The sequence below is a fragment of the Erwinia sp. Leaf53 genome, from assembly GCF_001422605.1.
Classification (GTDB): domain Bacteria; phylum Pseudomonadota; class Gammaproteobacteria; order Enterobacterales; family Enterobacteriaceae; genus Erwinia.
In genome coordinates this window covers 59,189-74,589 of the sequence record NZ_LMLK01000003.1, presented here as the reverse complement: position 1 = coordinate 74,589, position 15,401 = coordinate 59,189, and the positions used below count along the sequence as shown (strand labels likewise).

11 protein-coding genes and 1 tRNA gene are annotated in these 15,401 nt (G+C 58.0%); 11 read left to right on the top strand and 1 reads right to left on the bottom strand.

Translation table 11 applies throughout. From position 1 onward, the window contains the following. Window positions 1-40: 40 nt before the first annotated feature. Together ASF13_RS04180 and ASF13_RS04175 are read left to right on the top strand one after the other, a co-directional pair. Window positions 41-709, top strand: a complete 669-nt coding sequence (locus ASF13_RS04180; RefSeq protein WP_056232915.1) for a DUF3313 domain-containing protein — start codon at window positions 41-43, stop codon at window positions 707-709. Window positions 710-1,096: 387 nt separating this feature from the next. Next, the gene (locus tag ASF13_RS04175; protein WP_056232913.1) at window positions 1,097-1,750 is read left to right on the top strand and encodes a dTMP kinase; all 654 of its coding nucleotides are present in this window, start codon (window positions 1,097-1,099) and stop codon (window positions 1,748-1,750) included. Window positions 1,751-1,898: 148 nt separating this feature from the next. On the opposite strand, the gene ASF13_RS04170 is transcribed toward ASF13_RS04175, so the two are convergent. Then, a tRNA-Asn gene (locus tag ASF13_RS04170) sits at window positions 1,899-1,974 on the bottom strand. Window positions 1,975-2,482: 508 nt separating this feature from the next. On the opposite strand from ASF13_RS04170, the gene ASF13_RS04165 reads away from it, so the two are divergent. From ASF13_RS04165 to ASF13_RS04125, 9 genes are all read left to right on the top strand, one after another. Beyond that, window positions 2,483-3,406: a sugar ABC transporter substrate-binding protein gene (locus ASF13_RS04165; protein WP_056232911.1), complete on the top strand. Its 924-nt coding sequence runs from the start codon at window positions 2,483-2,485 to the stop codon at window positions 3,404-3,406. A gap of 32 nt (window positions 3,407-3,438) precedes the next feature. Beyond that, window positions 3,439-4,923: a sugar ABC transporter ATP-binding protein gene (locus ASF13_RS04160; RefSeq protein WP_056232909.1), complete on the top strand. Its 1,485-nt coding sequence runs from the start codon at window positions 3,439-3,441 to the stop codon at window positions 4,921-4,923. A gap of 28 nt (window positions 4,924-4,951) precedes the next feature. Further along, the gene (locus tag ASF13_RS04155) at window positions 4,952-5,974 is read left to right on the top strand and encodes an ABC transporter permease (RefSeq protein WP_162237182.1); all 1,023 of its coding nucleotides are present in this window, start codon (window positions 4,952-4,954) and stop codon (window positions 5,972-5,974) included. Window positions 5,975-7,173: 1,199 nt separating this feature from the next. Next, on the top strand, window positions 7,174-8,091 hold the full coding sequence (gene nac, locus ASF13_RS04150) for a nitrogen assimilation transcriptional regulator NAC (RefSeq protein ID WP_056232906.1): 918 nt from the start codon (window positions 7,174-7,176) through the stop codon (window positions 8,089-8,091). Window positions 8,092-8,236: 145 nt separating this feature from the next. Further along, window positions 8,237-9,193: an HTH-type transcriptional regulator Cbl gene (cbl, locus tag ASF13_RS04145; protein ID WP_056232904.1), complete on the top strand. Its 957-nt coding sequence runs from the start codon at window positions 8,237-8,239 to the stop codon at window positions 9,191-9,193. Window positions 9,194-10,040: 847 nt separating this feature from the next. Further along, window positions 10,041-11,498 (top strand): NAD-dependent succinate-semialdehyde dehydrogenase, encoded by a 1,458-nt coding sequence (locus ASF13_RS04140; RefSeq protein ID WP_056232902.1) that lies wholly within the window; start codon window positions 10,041-10,043, stop codon window positions 11,496-11,498. Between the two features lie 349 nt (window positions 11,499-11,847). Next, window positions 11,848-13,317: an aldehyde dehydrogenase gene (locus ASF13_RS04135; protein WP_056232900.1), complete on the top strand. Its 1,470-nt coding sequence runs from the start codon at window positions 11,848-11,850 to the stop codon at window positions 13,315-13,317. 36 nt (window positions 13,318-13,353) lie between these two features. Continuing rightward, window positions 13,354-14,022: a haloacid dehalogenase type II gene (locus ASF13_RS04130; protein ID WP_056232898.1), complete on the top strand. Its 669-nt coding sequence runs from the start codon at window positions 13,354-13,356 to the stop codon at window positions 14,020-14,022. Between the two features lie 18 nt (window positions 14,023-14,040). After that, window positions 14,041-15,318 carry an FAD-binding oxidoreductase gene (locus tag ASF13_RS04125; protein ID WP_056232896.1) on the top strand — a complete coding sequence of 426 codons (1,278 nt, stop codon included), beginning with the start codon at window positions 14,041-14,043 and terminating at the stop codon, window positions 15,316-15,318. Window positions 15,319-15,401: the final 83 nt, after the last annotated feature.

Genomic DNA, 15,401 nt, shown 5'->3' with positions numbered 1-15,401 from the left:
TACAGTTTATTTTTGAAAAACCTGATCGGAGAGTGTTTCTATGGTTTGCCTGACTAAACAGCTGTCCCGCACGCTGATCCTGACCGCCATCATTGCCGCCGCGGGGTGTTCATCCACCTCGCCGGTGAAATATGCCGGCATCGAGGCCACATCCAGAATGCTACCCAACACGGCTGACGACAGCGCGCGGATACCTTTCCGCTACGCCGCCCCGGTTGACTGGAGCAAATACCGCAGCATCACTATCGAACCCGTCGAGATTTACGGCGGCAGCTACGCGCAGTTTAATGACCTGCCGCAGGAAGATCGGCGCAATCTGGCCGACTACATGCAGAAGAAGTTCGCCGAAGTGCTTGCGGAGAAGTTTACTGTCAACACCTCCGCCGGGAACGCTCCCGCTCTCCTGCTTAAGCTGACGCTGGCCGGCGCGGACACGACGCCCCAGTTTGTGGGGACCATTACGAAATTCGACCTGGCCGGCGGCCCCTATAATATCGTTCAGTCCTTACGCGGCGGGCGCGGCCTGATGAGCGGATACGTCAACTATGCCGTTGAGGTGAAAGATGCCGCGAACGGCGAACTTCTGCTGGCCTACGTAGCGGAGCAGTATCCGAACGCAATGAACGTAGGCGCTACGTTTGGATCAATGAGTGCGGCAGAAACGGGGGTGGATAAAGGCGCCGAGCAGCTGCTGGAGAGATTGCGCTAGCTAAGCCGGTACCCGGGCAGAACAGGATGTCCGCCTGGGACCTATTACGCGTTGGTGAGCGGTAGATCCGGGAATAGGCTTAATCAACGCTCTTAACAGGGGAAGTTTTCCGTTTTCTAAGCGGATCCCATAAACTACAGCACGCAGGTCACACAGATACATAATGACCCTCAACGGCTGTAATTCTGGGTTTCAGACTCGTGAGTCAGAAACCTTTGTCAGGACGTTCATCCGTCTTTGTTGATAACACCCCTCCCTTCGGTTTACGCTGACGTGCCAGGCGGCTCCGACGAGCCAGGAGCGGAGGCGCTATTCACACCAGGGAAGTAAGATGCTGTTGCCAGATTCAGACTGTACAAAAATCCTTTGTCAGTTGTCGTTTCAACCATGAGTCGTCCGCTGTTTATTTCTCTGGATGGGCCCAAGGGGGTCGGCAAAACCACGCTCCTGGAGGCCATCACTAAAGTACTCAGGGCGGACAACCGGAAGGTAGTCCGACTGTGTGAGAAAAAAAGCGATCCCTGGCGAGGGGAAACCATGGCCCTTGTTAACCGGCTCGTCAGAAATCCCTGCCTGGATTTGGAACGGGAGGTGTGCCAGCGCTTTGCCGATAGCCGCGCGTGGATTTCCCGGCACGTGCTGACCAGACAGCCGCCGGGTAGCATTATCCTGATGGACCGCTGGTATCCGTCGGAAGCCGCGTTTCGCCGGATGGTGCCTTTTGCCGAGATTTTACAGCTTAACCTTGAGCGAGACGTGCAAACGCCAGACCTGCATGTCGGTGTAGTTACCGCGCCGGCTATTTCATGGGCGAGGGCGGCGGCCCGATCGCGCGGGCTAAGCAGTACCGTAATGCATAAGCTGGAAGAGCATATCGCCAGTACCCGCGCGTTCGAGCGAGAAATTGCCGATCGCGGCTGGTTTATGTGCCGTAATGAAGAAACACCGGAAGACGCAACGATGCAGATTATTTCTGCCATCTACAAATTGCCTGGATGCCCCACAGGCATTGAGTTAGCCGGCAGCAATTCCGCCGCCTAGCTGCCAGTAACGACGGTAACCTGGTGCGCCTCTTTCCAAACCAGCCTGACCCCCAGGTTACATGACGTCTACAGAACCCATGCTCGTTGCAAAGACGTCAGCGCTGGAAGGGTAAAATCCGCAACTGCTTCTTGCTGTGGCGAAAATTTGGCTCCTCTGACTGGACTCGAACCAGTGACATACGGATTAACAGTCCGCCGTTCTACCGACTGAACTACAGAGGAATCGTGTGAACGGGGCGCATGTTAACGGCATGGCCTGCCGTTGTCAAAGCCCATTTCCACATTCCCGATGCGTTTGCTGCCAAAAACAGCAACCTGTCGCTTTTTTAACGTTAGCGGGCAATCTTCAATCTCTTGCGCCAGATCCCACTTTCCAGCGATTAGCTGAGCGATGTTAGAGCTGTGTCAAATTTTTGTTATTTGCTGATTTTAAAACATGCGTTTCGGTGGTTTCATAGCGAAAGTTTCAAATGACGTTATTATGAAACAAAAGAACTGTTTTGCGGCAACGTGGAACAGTAAGGGAGAAAGTCTGGCAGTGGCAGGTTTTCAACTTGTTGTAAAAAATACAAAAATTCTGACGCTCAGGCGATCGGAAAAAAAGATAGACCCGAGATAATAACCCCCTACATTTTAATTAAGTCGTCGGTGATGTTGAGTGAATGTAAAAGATATTTTTCATTCGTCGTATCAGCCAGCCTGCGCATGCTAACGATAAAAGGGCTCCGCCATGAACGTGAAAAAGACAATTTTAGCGTCACTGTTAGTGTGTATGTTACCGGTCTCCAGCTATGCAAAAGAGGTGCAGCTTGGCGTCTCTATGGCACTGTTTGACGACAACTTTTTGACTATCGTCCGCAACTCCATCACTAACGAAATGAAGACCGAAGGCGTTAAAGGTCAAATCGAAGATGCGAAGGGCGACGTGGCACAGCAGCTGCAACAGGTACAAAACTTTATCGGCCAGGGCGTCGATGCAGTGATCGTTAACCCGGTTGATACTAACGCCGTCAAGCCGATCGTTGACCTGACCACCAAAGCCGGTATCCCGCTGATCTTCGTCAACCGTAAACCGGCCACCGCCATGACCGACAAAATGGCCTATGTAGGTTCCGACTCTGAACTGGCCGGCCGCCTGCAGATGGAAGCACTGGCGAAGCGTCTTAACTATAAAGGTAACGTCGCAATCCTGCTCGGTGACCTGGCGAACGAAGCCACCCGTGACCGTACTAAAGGCGTGAAGGCGGTAGTGGCTAAGTACCCTGGCCTGAAAGTCACCCAGGAGCAGACCGCGAAATTTACCCGTAACGACGCGGTAGACGTGGTCAGTAACTGGCTGACGGCAGGTGACGATATCCAGGCGATTGCCTCTAACAACGATGAAATGGCGATTGGTGCGCTGCAGGCGCTGGGCAAAAACCCGACCAATATCCTGATTGCCGGCGTGGATGGTACTCCGGACGCGCTGCAGATGATTAAGAACGGCAAGATGGTCGCCACCGTATTCCAGGATGCTAAAGGCCAGGGTGCCGGCTCTGTACAGACCGCTGTGAAACTGATTAAAGGCGAGAAAGTTGAGAAAAACGTGCTGATCCCATATCAGCTGATCACTAAAGATAACTACACGCAGTTCACCGATAAGAACCTTAAATAACCGTAGCCGAAACAGTTGTACGGAGGTGTTAAATGTCCGCATATGCGCTAGAAGCCGAAGGCATCAGTAAGTTTTTCCCGGGTGTTAAAGCATTAAATAACGTGTCACTGCGCGTTAAGCCGGGAACGGTGCATGCCCTGATGGGTGAGAATGGCGCAGGAAAGTCCACTTTAATGAAGTGCCTGATCGGGATTTACCGTCCCGATGAGGGGCAAATCCGCATTAAAGGGGAGCCTGTGCAGTTTGCCGATACGCTGGATGCACTGCGTTCGGGAATCTCAATGATCCACCAGGAGCTTAATTTGGTACCGCATATGACGGTCGCCGAAAACATCTGGCTCGGTCGCGAACCGATGAAACTCGGCTTCGTTGACCACGGTAAGCTCAACCGTTTAACCAAAGATCTGCTGGTTAAGCTGAATATCCGTCTGCGCCCTGAACAAATGGTTGGCGATCTCAGTATCGCCTCCCAGCAGATGGTGGAGATCGCCAAAGCGGTCTCCTGGAATTCAGATATCGTGATTATGGATGAACCGACCTCGGCGCTGACGGAAACCGAAGTGGCGCATCTGTTCACCATCATTCGCGATCTGCGTGAGCAGGGTAAAGCAATCATCTATATCAGCCACAAGATGGATGAGATCTTTACCATTACCGACGAGGTCAGCGTATTCCGTGACGGCACCTGGGTGGCCAGCAACGAGACGTCGTTCTACACGCGTCAGTCGCTGATCACTCAGATGGTGGGTCGCGAGCTGACTCAGCTGTTTCCGAAATTTGATACCAACATTGGTGAAGACGTTCTGACGGTGCGTAATCTGTCCCGTCAGGGCGTGTTCCACGACATCAACTTCAACGTGCGCCGCGGCGAGATCCTCGGCGTAGCCGGGCTGGTGGGTGCCGGCCGCAGTGAAGTGATGGAAAGCCTGTTTGGTATGACCGAAATCGACGGCGGTGAGATCCTCATCGACGGCGTGCCAACCCGCATCGACTCGCCGGCCACGGCGATCGACAAAGGGCTGGCGTTCCTGACCGAAGACCGTAAGAAGTCCGGCCTGTTCCTGGTGCTGTCGGTACTGGAGAACATGAGTATCGTGAAGATGACCAACTACAGCGCTAACGCGGGCTTTGTCAGTCACTCACAGATGGCCAAAGACTGTCTGGAACAGATTAAGCGCCTGAATATTAAGACGCCGACCATGGACCAGATTATTAATAACCTGAGCGGCGGTAACCAGCAGAAGGTGCTGATTGCGCGCTGGCTGCTGGCACAACCGAAAATTCTTATCCTTGACGAACCTACCCGTGGTATCGACGTCGGTGCTAAGGCGGAGATCTACCGCCTGATTAGCGAACTGGCGAACCGTGGCGTGGCAATCATTATGGTCTCCTCAGAGCTGCCGGAAATTCTCGGCATGAGCGACCGGGTGATGGTTATGCACGGCGGACGTATTACCGGCATCCTCAATAAAGAAGATGCTGACCAGGAAACTATTTTGTCGCTGGCGTCCGAGTAAGGGCGAAAGGTAAACACATATGAGTGATATGAAAATGACAACGCAACAGCACGCTGAAACGCCTTCTTTCTTCAGCAGTCTGAAAGGCAGAATGCCTAAAGATACCGGTATTTTCGTTGTAATGGTCGGCATTGCGCTGATCTTTGAAGCCTTCGGTTGGTATGTTCGCGATCAGTCATTCCTGCTAAACCCGAACCGTCTGGTGTTGATCGTTCTGCAGGTTGCCATTATCGGTATTATCGCGGTAGGGGTTACGCAGGTCATTATTACCACCGGTATTGACCTCTCGTCGGGGTCGGTTATCGCCCTGTCCGCCGTGGTCGCGGCCTCGCTGGCGCAAACCTCTGACAGCCTGTCGCCGATGTTCCCGTCGCTGGTGAATATGCCTGCGGTCCTGCCGATAGGCGCAGGGATCGCCGTCGGCTTAATCTGCGGTATTCTCAACGGTGTGTTGATTACTAAAACCGGTATTCCACCGTTTATCGCCACCCTCGGCATGATGGTATCTGCCCGCGGTCTGGCACAGTATTACACCCAGGGTAACCCTATCAGCTTCCTGTCAGACGGCTTCACCGCCATTGGTCAGGGTGCGATGCCGGTGATTATCTTCCTGGTGGTGGCGGTGCTGTTCCATATCGCCCTAAAGCACACCCGCTATGGCAAATACGTTTACGCTATCGGCGGCAATATGGTGTCGGCGAAAGTCTCCGGCATCAACGTAAACAAATATCTGATCATCGTTTACACCATTGCCGGCGCACTCTCTGGCCTGGCAGGGGTGGTACTGGCGGCACGCGTCAGCAGCGGTCAGTCAAGCATGGGCCTCTCTTACGAGCTGGATGCGATTGCCGCAGCGGTGATCGGCGGCAGCAGCCTGATGGGTGGAGTGGGGCGCATTACCGGTACGCTGATTGGCGCGGTGATCCTCGGCCTTATCAAGAGTGGCTTTACCTTTGTCGGTGTGGATGCCTACGTGCAGGACATTATCAAAGGGATGATTATCGTGGCGGCGGTATCCATCGATATGTACCGTAACCGTAAGAAACGTTAAGTCTTAAAAGAACAACAACAGGGTGCTGCGCGTATGTGCAGCACCCTGTTTTGCTTTCAAGGGCGTGGCTTTTTGCTCTGATGGCGGGGTGGGCTGTTGCGTTGCTGTCTTAAAGGCGTAGCTTTGGTTCGGCTGTTGTGTTGCTGTCTTAAAGGCGTGGCTTTCTGTTCTGGTGGTGGATTCGGCTGTTGCGTTGCTGTCTTAAAGGCGCAGCTTTCTGTTATGGTGGCGGGTTCGGCCGTGGGCGAAAAGAACGCCGGGACGCTGCAAGTACGTCCATGTAAGCTCGGGCGGCGCTCCCTGCGCCGCACGCCCGGCTAACCTTTTCGCCCGCGTCCTCCCTGTTGGCTGCCGGGACGCTGCAAGTACGTCCATGTAAGCTCGGGCGGCGCTCCCTGCGCCGCACGCCCGGCTAACCTTTTCGCCCGCGTCCTCCCTGTTGGCTGTTGCGTTGCTGTCTTAAGGCGTGGCTTTCGGTGTCGGGTTCGGATTCGTATTCGGGTTCGGGTTCGGGTTCGGGTTCGGCAGGATACCGAAGATTAAGTAGTGGAATCTGTCTGACTTGGTCTGATTTGGTCTGATTAGGTTTATTTGATTTTTTTGTCTGGTTTTAAAACAGCGACGCAGAAAATAACAGGCAATCGGGGTTTATCCGGATAAGCGGACCTTCGGGCACAGGGAGGTGCCCGGCAGAGCCCAGGGACGTTACTGGCGTGTCCGCGTTCCGGATAAACCCCGATTAGCCGGGCACCAAAACCTGAAGCGACCCGGCCCAAAAGCCACTCCCTGACATGCCAGGCACCAAAACCTGAAGCGCCCAGCGGCCCCAAAGCCACACCCTGACATGCCAGGCACCGGAACCCGGAGCGACCAGCGTCCCCAAAGCCACGCCCTGACAGGCGAGGCACCGGAACCTGAAGCGACCCTGCCCACTGAATGTTACTGCACAGCACGAAGGCAAATGATGCACCACCGGTGTGCAATATCACGGGTATTGCCGATGAAAAAGTTATGACCGGAAATTAAGGCTTATTTACTTTAATAAATTAACGTTAAATATATCATAAGGATAAGTACTTAATCCTATTCTTATGTCAGCCAGGTAATTCCTGGCACACCCCTTGCAATACCTCCCCGGTCAGAGTGAAAACTTATAACCGCCAGCGCAACTGGCAACCGGCACACCGGACGGAGGCAACATGAACTTAAGACGACTGAAATATTTTGTGAAAATCGTCGATATCGGCAGCCTGACCCAGGCAGCGGAAGTGCTGCATATTGCTCAACCCGCGCTCAGCCAGCAGGTGGCGACGCTGGAAAACGAGCTGGACCAGCAACTGTTGATCCGTACCAAACGCGGCGTTACGCCAACTGAAGCCGGTAAAATTCTCTACTCCCATGCCCGTACCATCCTGCGCCAGTGCGAACAGGCTCAGATGGCGGTCATCAACGCAGGTCAGGTGCTCAGCGGCCAGGTCGCCATTGGCCTTGCGCCAGGCACCGCCGCCTCCTCGCTGACCATGCCGCTGCTGCAGACCGTGCGTGAACAGTTCCCGGAAGTACTGGTCTATCTGCACGAAAACAGCGGCGCATCGCTGAATGAGAAACTGATGAATGGCCAGCTGGATATGGCGGTGCTCTACGATCGCACCCCAACTGCGGGGATCACCAGCGTGCCGCTGATGAAAGAGGAGCTGTACCTGGTTGGCACCGACGCATGCCCTGGCAGCAACGTCGATCTTGCCGACGTGGCGCAGATGAACCTGTTCCTGCCGCGCGACTACAGTGCGGTACGTAAACGCGTTGATGAAGCCTTCTCGCTGCGCCGCCTCAGCGCACGCATCATCGGTGAAATCGAATCGATCGCCACCCTGACCGCCGCGGTTTCCAGCGGAATGGGCGTTACCGTGCTGCCGGAATCCGCGGCCCGTTCGCTGGTCAGCAGCACCAACGCGTGGATGGCCCGTATCGGCAGCCCGTCGCTGAATCTGCCGTTGTCGCTCAACGTCTCTGCGCGTCAGCCGCTGTCGCCATCCGCCCAGGCGGTAAAAACCATTTTGCTGTCACTGATAAACCAGCCGTTAGCGGAAGAGCGCGAGCTGATGCTGGTAGGTTAATCCGCCGTGCCGGGCGCGCCACCGCGCGCCTCACTTCCCCCTCTTATCACCAAAAGGCATATAAAACCTCTTTTTATTATTTGTTGCTATCAATGTGCATCCTTAACATGAGGTAAACCAACAGATAACAGAGGGAGCAACGCGCGTGAATTTTCAGCAACTTAAAATCATTAAAGAAGCAGCACGCTGCGAGTTCAATCTCACCGAAGTGGCAAACGCGCTGTTTACCTCCCAGTCCGGGGTCAGCCGCCATATTCGCGATTTAGAAGATGAGCTGGGCGTGGAGATCTTTATCCGTCGCGGCAAACGCCTGCTGGGCATGACCGAACCGGGTAAGGCGTTATTAACCATTGCCGAACGCATTCTTGATGAGGCCGGCAAAGTGCGCCGCCTGGCCGACGTCTTCACCAACGAGTCGAGCGGTGTGCTGACCATCGCCACCACCCACACCCAGGCGCGTTACAGCCTGCCGAAGGTGATTAAGGCGTTCCGTGCGCTTTACCCCAATGTGCGGCTGGAGCTGAACCAGGGTTCACCGCAGGAGATCGTCTCCATGCTGGTGGCCGGTGAGGCCGATATCGGCATCGCCAGCGAGCAGGTGGTCAATAATCCGGCGCTGGCCGCCTTCCCGTGGTTCAGCTGGCACCATGCGCTGCTGGTGCCGAAAGGACATGAGCTGGAGCAGCACCAGCCTGTGAGCCTGGCTACGCTGAGCCGCTATCCGCTGATCACCTATCGCCAGGGCATTACCGGGCGCTCCAAAGTGGACCGGGCGTTTCATGCCGCCAGCCTGAAGCCGGATTTTGTGCTGAGCGCGCAGGATTCCGACGTGGTGAAAACCTACGTCGAGCTGGGACTGGGAGTAGGGGTTCTGGCCGACCAGGCCTGCCAGCTGGACGAACACTCACCGCTGACCCGGCTGGAGGCGCGCCATCTGTTTGAGCCGAACACGGTGTGGCTGGGGCTGAAGCGTGGCCAGCTGCAGCGCAACTACGTCTGGCAGTTCCTTGAGCTGTGCAACGCCAATCTGTCGCTGGAAGAGATTAAGCGCCAGGCGCTGTCGCTGGAAGAAGAAGAACCGGTGATCGATTATCAGATTTAAGTCATCGACGGGCCAGGCCGCATCCCTGCGGCTTATGCCTCGCAAACCTTTTCGCCCGCGGCCTCCCTGTTGGCTGTTGCGTTGCTGTTTAAGGGCGTAGCTTTTCGCTCTGGTGACGGGTTCGGCCCCGGGCGAACGGCGCTCCCTGCGCCGCACGCCCGGCTAACCTTTTCGCCCGCGGCCTCCCTGTCAGCTACTGCGTTGCTGTAAAGGGCATCGTTTTCGGCAGGATACTGAAGACTAAGTCGTGGAAGCTGTCTGATTTAGTTTGATTTGATTTTTTTTTGGTTTTAAAACAGCGACGCAGAAAATAGCAGGCAATCGGGGTTTATCCGGGTTAGCGGACCTTCGGGCACAGGGACTTGCCCGGCAGAGCCCAGGGACGTTACTGGCGTGTCCGCGATCCGGATAAACCCCGATTAGCCGGGCACCGAAACCTGAAGCGACCAGCGGCCCCAAAGCCACACCCTGATTAGCCGGGCACCGGAACCTAAAGCGACCAGCGGCCGCAAAGCCACGCCCCGATTAGCCAGGCACCGAAACCTGAAGCGACCAGCGGCCCCGAAGCCACGCCCCGATTAGCCGGGCACCGAAACCTGAAGCGACCCAGCCCCAAAGCCACACCCTGATAAATCAGGCCTCAGAACGTAAAGCGATCGGCCACTAAAGCCCCCACGGCATAAAATTTCGTTTCCCGTCACAAAACCCTGCCGCCAGCGTATCCCCCACACCGATAGCGCAGCATCCGCCGCCGCCACTCCGCTACAGTGGTGGCATCGCGCTTATTGCCGCCGAAATCGTGCCTTTGCTGCGCGCTAACCCGCAGCTCACCCTCAAGGAGAAACTCATGCCGTTAACCCGCTTACAGGACCCAACCCTGCTGCGCCAGCAGGCCTACTTCGCCGGCCGCTGGCAAAATGCTATCAACGGTGAAACCCTGCCGGTCATCAACCCGTCAACCAATGAGGTGCTGGCCACCATCCCGGCGCTCGGCGCCGCGGAAACCGAACAGGCCATCGCCTTTGCCGACGCCGCGCGTAAAAGCTGGGCCAAAACCCCTAACGCCGAACGCGCTCAGCTGCTGGAAAAATGGTACCAGCTGATCCTCGACAACGGCGACGACCTCGCGGCGATCATGACCGCCGAACAGGGCAAACCGCTGGCGGAAGCGAAAGGTGAAGTGACCTACGGTGCCGGATTCGTCAAATGGTTCGCCGAAGAAGCGCGCCGCATCTACGGCGACACCATCCCGGCACCGTCCGGCGACCGCCGCATCCTCGTCCTCAAACAGCCGGTCGGCGTCGCGGCAGCCATCACCCCGTGGAACTTCCCGATTGCGATGATCACCCGCAAAGTGGCCCCGGCGCTGGCCGCCGGCTGCCCGATTATCGTCAAACCTTCTGAACTCACGCCGCTCTCGGCGCTGGCGCTGGTCGAACTGGCACAGCGCGCCGGCATCCCGGCCGGGGTACTGCAGGTGGTCACCGGCCTGCCGAAAGAGATTGGCGAAACCCTTACCGCCAGCCGCACCGTGCGCAAAATCTCCTTCACCGGCTCCACCCGCGTCGGCCAGCTGCTGATGCAGCAGAGCGCCGACAGCATCAAACGCCTCAGCCTCGAACTCGGCGGCAACGCCCCGCTGATCGTCTTTGACGACGCCGACCTCGACATCGCCATCCCCGGCGTGATGATGAGCAAATTCCGTAACGCCGGCCAGACCTGCGTCTGCGCCAACCGCATCCTCGTGCAGCGCGGCATCTATCCACGCTTTGCCGAACGCCTGCTGGAAGAAGTGGCGAAACTCAAGGTCGGCGACGGCTTCAGCGCGGGCAGCACCATCGGCCCGCTGATCAACCCGGCGGCGGTGGAGAAGGTTAACGCGCACATTGAAGACGCGGTAAAACACGGCGCACGGGTGCTGACCGGCGGCACCAGCAGCGGCCCCGGCACCTTTGTCACGCCAACGGTGCTGACCGACGTCACCCCGGCGATGCGCATCGCCCATGAAGAGACCTTCGGCCCGGTGGCACCGCTGTTTATCTTTGATACCGAAGAGCAGGCCATCGACATTGCCAACGACACGCCGTTTGGCCTCGGCTCCTACTTCTTTACCGAGGACATCCGCCGCGCCTGGCGGGTCGGCGAAGCGCTGGAGTTTGGCATGGTCGGCTTCAACACCGGATCGGTATCGCTGGTCGAGTCGCCGTTTGGCGGCATAAAACTCTCCGGCATCGGTCGCGAAGGCTCGCATTACGGCATTGACGAATACCTGGAATCAAAAGCCTTCCACTTTGGCAGCCTGTAAATAACGTTTTAATCTTCAAAAAAAAGCCTGCTCCCGAAACGGGCAGGCTTTTTTTTGCCTGAAAAACCCGCAACTTAACTATTTTTCCATTATTGTGGTGCGCCACGCTGGTGCAGGTTTAGTACCAGTTTCACCATGCTGGTGCGTTTATTTTGTGATGTAAATCATCTATTTAAGCAGTCGGTTTATCTGTCAAAAAAGGCCTGCCATTACGGCACAAAATTTTTTTGGGCTGCTTTCTACGCATTATTATTTTTTCCACGGCTGGCATACTTTCTGCATTACTTAAAACAATTACGAATAACCCAGGCAAGCGGGTTGTTTATTAGCAGAGCCAGAGGAAGCCGAAATGCTGAGTTTTAAACCGGAAAACATCGCCTTACCCGCAGGGCATTATATCAACGGTCAGCACGTTGCCGGCAGCGGCGATCGGCTGGCGGTTAACCGGCCTTCCGATGGTCTGCTGGCGGGAGAGATGACTGAAGCCAGCCGCGAGCTGGTTGATGAAGCGGTCAGCGTGGCGGATCGCGCGGTGCGTGAAAGCGGCTGGGCCAGCTGCCCGCCGCGCCAGCGCGGCGCGGTACTGCGGCGCTGGGCCGACCTGATCGTCGCCGACCCGCAGCTGGCGCAGCTGGAATCGCTGGGCTCCACCCGGCCGATCCACGACGTGGTCAACCACGAAATCCCGTTCACCGCCGAAGCGATCCGCTTCTACGCCGAATGCGCCGACAAATTCAGCGGCGACGTGCTGCCAACCCGCGACGCCAGCCTCGGCATGCTGGTGCCGGAGCCGTACGGCGTGATCGGGGCCATCACCCCGTGGAACTTCCCGCTGTCGATGGCCTCGTGGAAATGTGGCCCGGCGCTGGCGGCAGGTAATGCCGTGGTGCTGAAACCTTCCGAACTGACGCCGTTCTCCACCGTGCGGCTGGCCGAACTGGCGCTGCAGGCCGGGCTGCCTGCCGGGGTGCTGAACATCGTGCAGGGCGGCGGGGCGGTCACCGGCAGCGCGCTGGTGGCCCATCCGCTGGTACGCAAGGTCTCCTTTACCGGCTCCACCGCCACCGGCGCACGCATTATGAGCGACGCGGCGTTTAACGGCATGAAGCCGGTAACGCTGGAGCTGGGCGGTAAAAGCCCGCAGCTGGTATTTGACGACGCCGGCGATCTGGATGAAGTGGCCGGGCGCATCCTGCGCGGCTTCACCGCCAACGGCGGCCAGGCCTGCGTGGCCGGCACCCGGCTGATCGTCCAGCGCGGCATTGCCGATGCGCTGATCGCGAAGCTGATCACCCTGTGCCAGAGCTTCCGCCCCGGCGTCACCTGGGACGAAAGCAGCCGCTATGCGCCGATGATCGACAGCCGCCAGGCCTGCAAGGTCGAGTCGGTGATCGCCAGCGCCCGGGCGCAGGGGGCGGAAGTGCTGGTCGGCGGCGGCCGCTTTGCCGACACCGGCGAAGGCTACTTCTGGCAGCCGACGCTGCTGGCGGGTCTGGAGCAGGATAATCCGGCGGTGCAGGAGGAGATCTTTGGCCCGGTGCTGACCGTGCAGATCTTCGACGATGAAGCCGAAGGGCTGGCGCTGGCCTCACACCCCACTTACGGCCTGTGCGCCGGGGTGCACACCAAAAATATTGATCGCGCGCTGCGGGCGATGCGCGGCATCGCGGCGGGCACGGTATGGATCAACCGTTACGGTCGTTCCGGCGATTTCATCATCCCCACTGGCGGCTTTAACGGCTCCGGTATTGGCAAAGACCTCGGTCGTCAGGCGTTTGAAGCCTGCCAGCGCTATAAGAGCGTGCTGATCGATTTCTGATTTTCTCCCTGTAACGAACTCTCCAGAGGTAACACAATGGCTGTGTTTAAACCGAAATTCATCACCTTCGACTGTTACGGCACGCTGATTAACTTTGATATGGCCGGCGCCGCCGCCACCATCTTTGCCGATCGCGTCGCGCCGGAGCAGATGAGGGCGTTTACCGACGATTTCTCTAACTACCGTATGGATGAAGTGCTCGGTGCCTTCAAACTCTACCCGCTGGTGGTGGCCGGTGCGCTGTACCGCACCTGTAACAAGTGGGGCGTGGAGTGCACCGAAGCCGACTGCGCGGCGGTGATGGAAGCCTGCAAAACCTGGGGCCCGCACCCGGACGTGCCGGCCGGACTGAGCATCGTGGCCAAAGAGATCCCGTTGGTGCTGCTGACCAACTCCACCGACGAGCTGATCCAGCACCATATCCCGCGTCTTGGCGCACCGATCCATATGACCATCACCGCCGAAGAGGTCGGGGCTTACAAGCCGCAGATGAAGGGCTTTGAGTACATGCTCAACAAGCTGAACTGCGGCCCGGAAGAGATCCTGCACGTCTCCAGCAGCCTGCGCTATGACCTGATGACCGCCTATGACCTCGGCATCAAAAACAAGGTATTTGTAAACCGCGGTCACGGCCCGGCTAACCCGGCCTATGAGTACACCGAAATCCGCGATATTGGCGGTCTTCCGGGCGTGGTTGGCCTGTAAGGCGCAGAGGAGCAGGCGATGAAACTCGAATCATTCTGGCAGGCAACGGCACCGGCGTTCACCGGTGCGGCAGGCGGCGATTTACCGGCCAGCGCCGACGTGGTGGTGATCGGCGGCGGCTTTACCGGGATCTCGGCGGCGCTGAGCCTGGCGCGCAGCGGCGTCAGCGTGGTGGTGCTGGAAGCGGGCGAGGTGATGAGCCAGGCCTCCGGCCGCAACGGCGGCCACTGCAACACCGGCGTGGCGCAGAACTTCTCGGCGCTGGTCGAAAGCCAGGGCGTTGAGCAGGCTACCCGCTACTACCGGGCGTTCGCCGGCGCGGTGGACTACGTGCAGGGGTTGGTCGCCAGCGAGCAGATCGACTGCGACTTCCGCCGCTGCGGCAAGCTGAAGCTGGCCAGCAAGGCCTCCCACCTGCCGTCGCTGGTCGCCGCCTGCGAAATGATGAAGCGCCATGTTGACCCGGACGTGGAAGTGCTGAGCCGGGAAGAGGTGGCGCGGGAGATCGACTCACCGGACTTCCACGGCGGTTTGTTACAACGTCACGGCGGCCAGATGCATATGGGCAAGTTCGGCGTCGGCCTCGCCAACGCCGCCGCCCGCGTCGGGGCGAAAATCTATCCACAGACGGCGGTTACCGGCCTGACGCGGCTGAACGGCCACCGTCACCAGGTGATCACCGCCCGCGGCACCATTACCGCCGAGAAGGTGCTGATGGCCACCGGCTGCTCCAACGTCGGCCCGTTTGAGTGGTTCCAGCGCCGCATTATTCCGGTGGGCAGCTTTGTGGTGGTCACCGAGCCGCTGGAAGAGCGGGTGCTGCAGCGTATGCTGCCCGGCGACCGCACCTACGTCACCTCGCTGAACCTCGGCAACTACATGCGCACCACCGCCGACCGGCGTCTGGTGTTCGGCGGCCGCGCACGCTTCGCCATCAGCAGCCCGACCTCGGATGCTAAAAGCGGCGACGTGCTGAAGGCCGGTATGCAGAAGATGTTCCCCAATCTCGGCAACGTCAGCATCGACTACTGCTGGGGCGGGCTGGTGGATATGACCGCCGACCGCCTGCCGCACGCCGGCGAGCAGGATGGCGTGTTCTACTCGCTGGGCTACAGCGGGCACGGCACCCAGATGTCGGTGTGGATGGGCCGGGTGATGGCCGATTTGCTGACCGAAAAAGCGAACGATAATCCGTGGCAGCGCAGCAGCTGGCCGGCGGTTCCCGGTTACTTCGGGAAACCCTGGTTCCTGCCGGTGGCCGGACTGTACTACAAGGCGAAGGATCGCTTTTCATAACAACCCGTCATGCTTCGTGCTGCGGCGTTGGCCGCAGCCTGAATTTGCCAGGGTACAAAAACACAACGACTTGAGGGTGCACA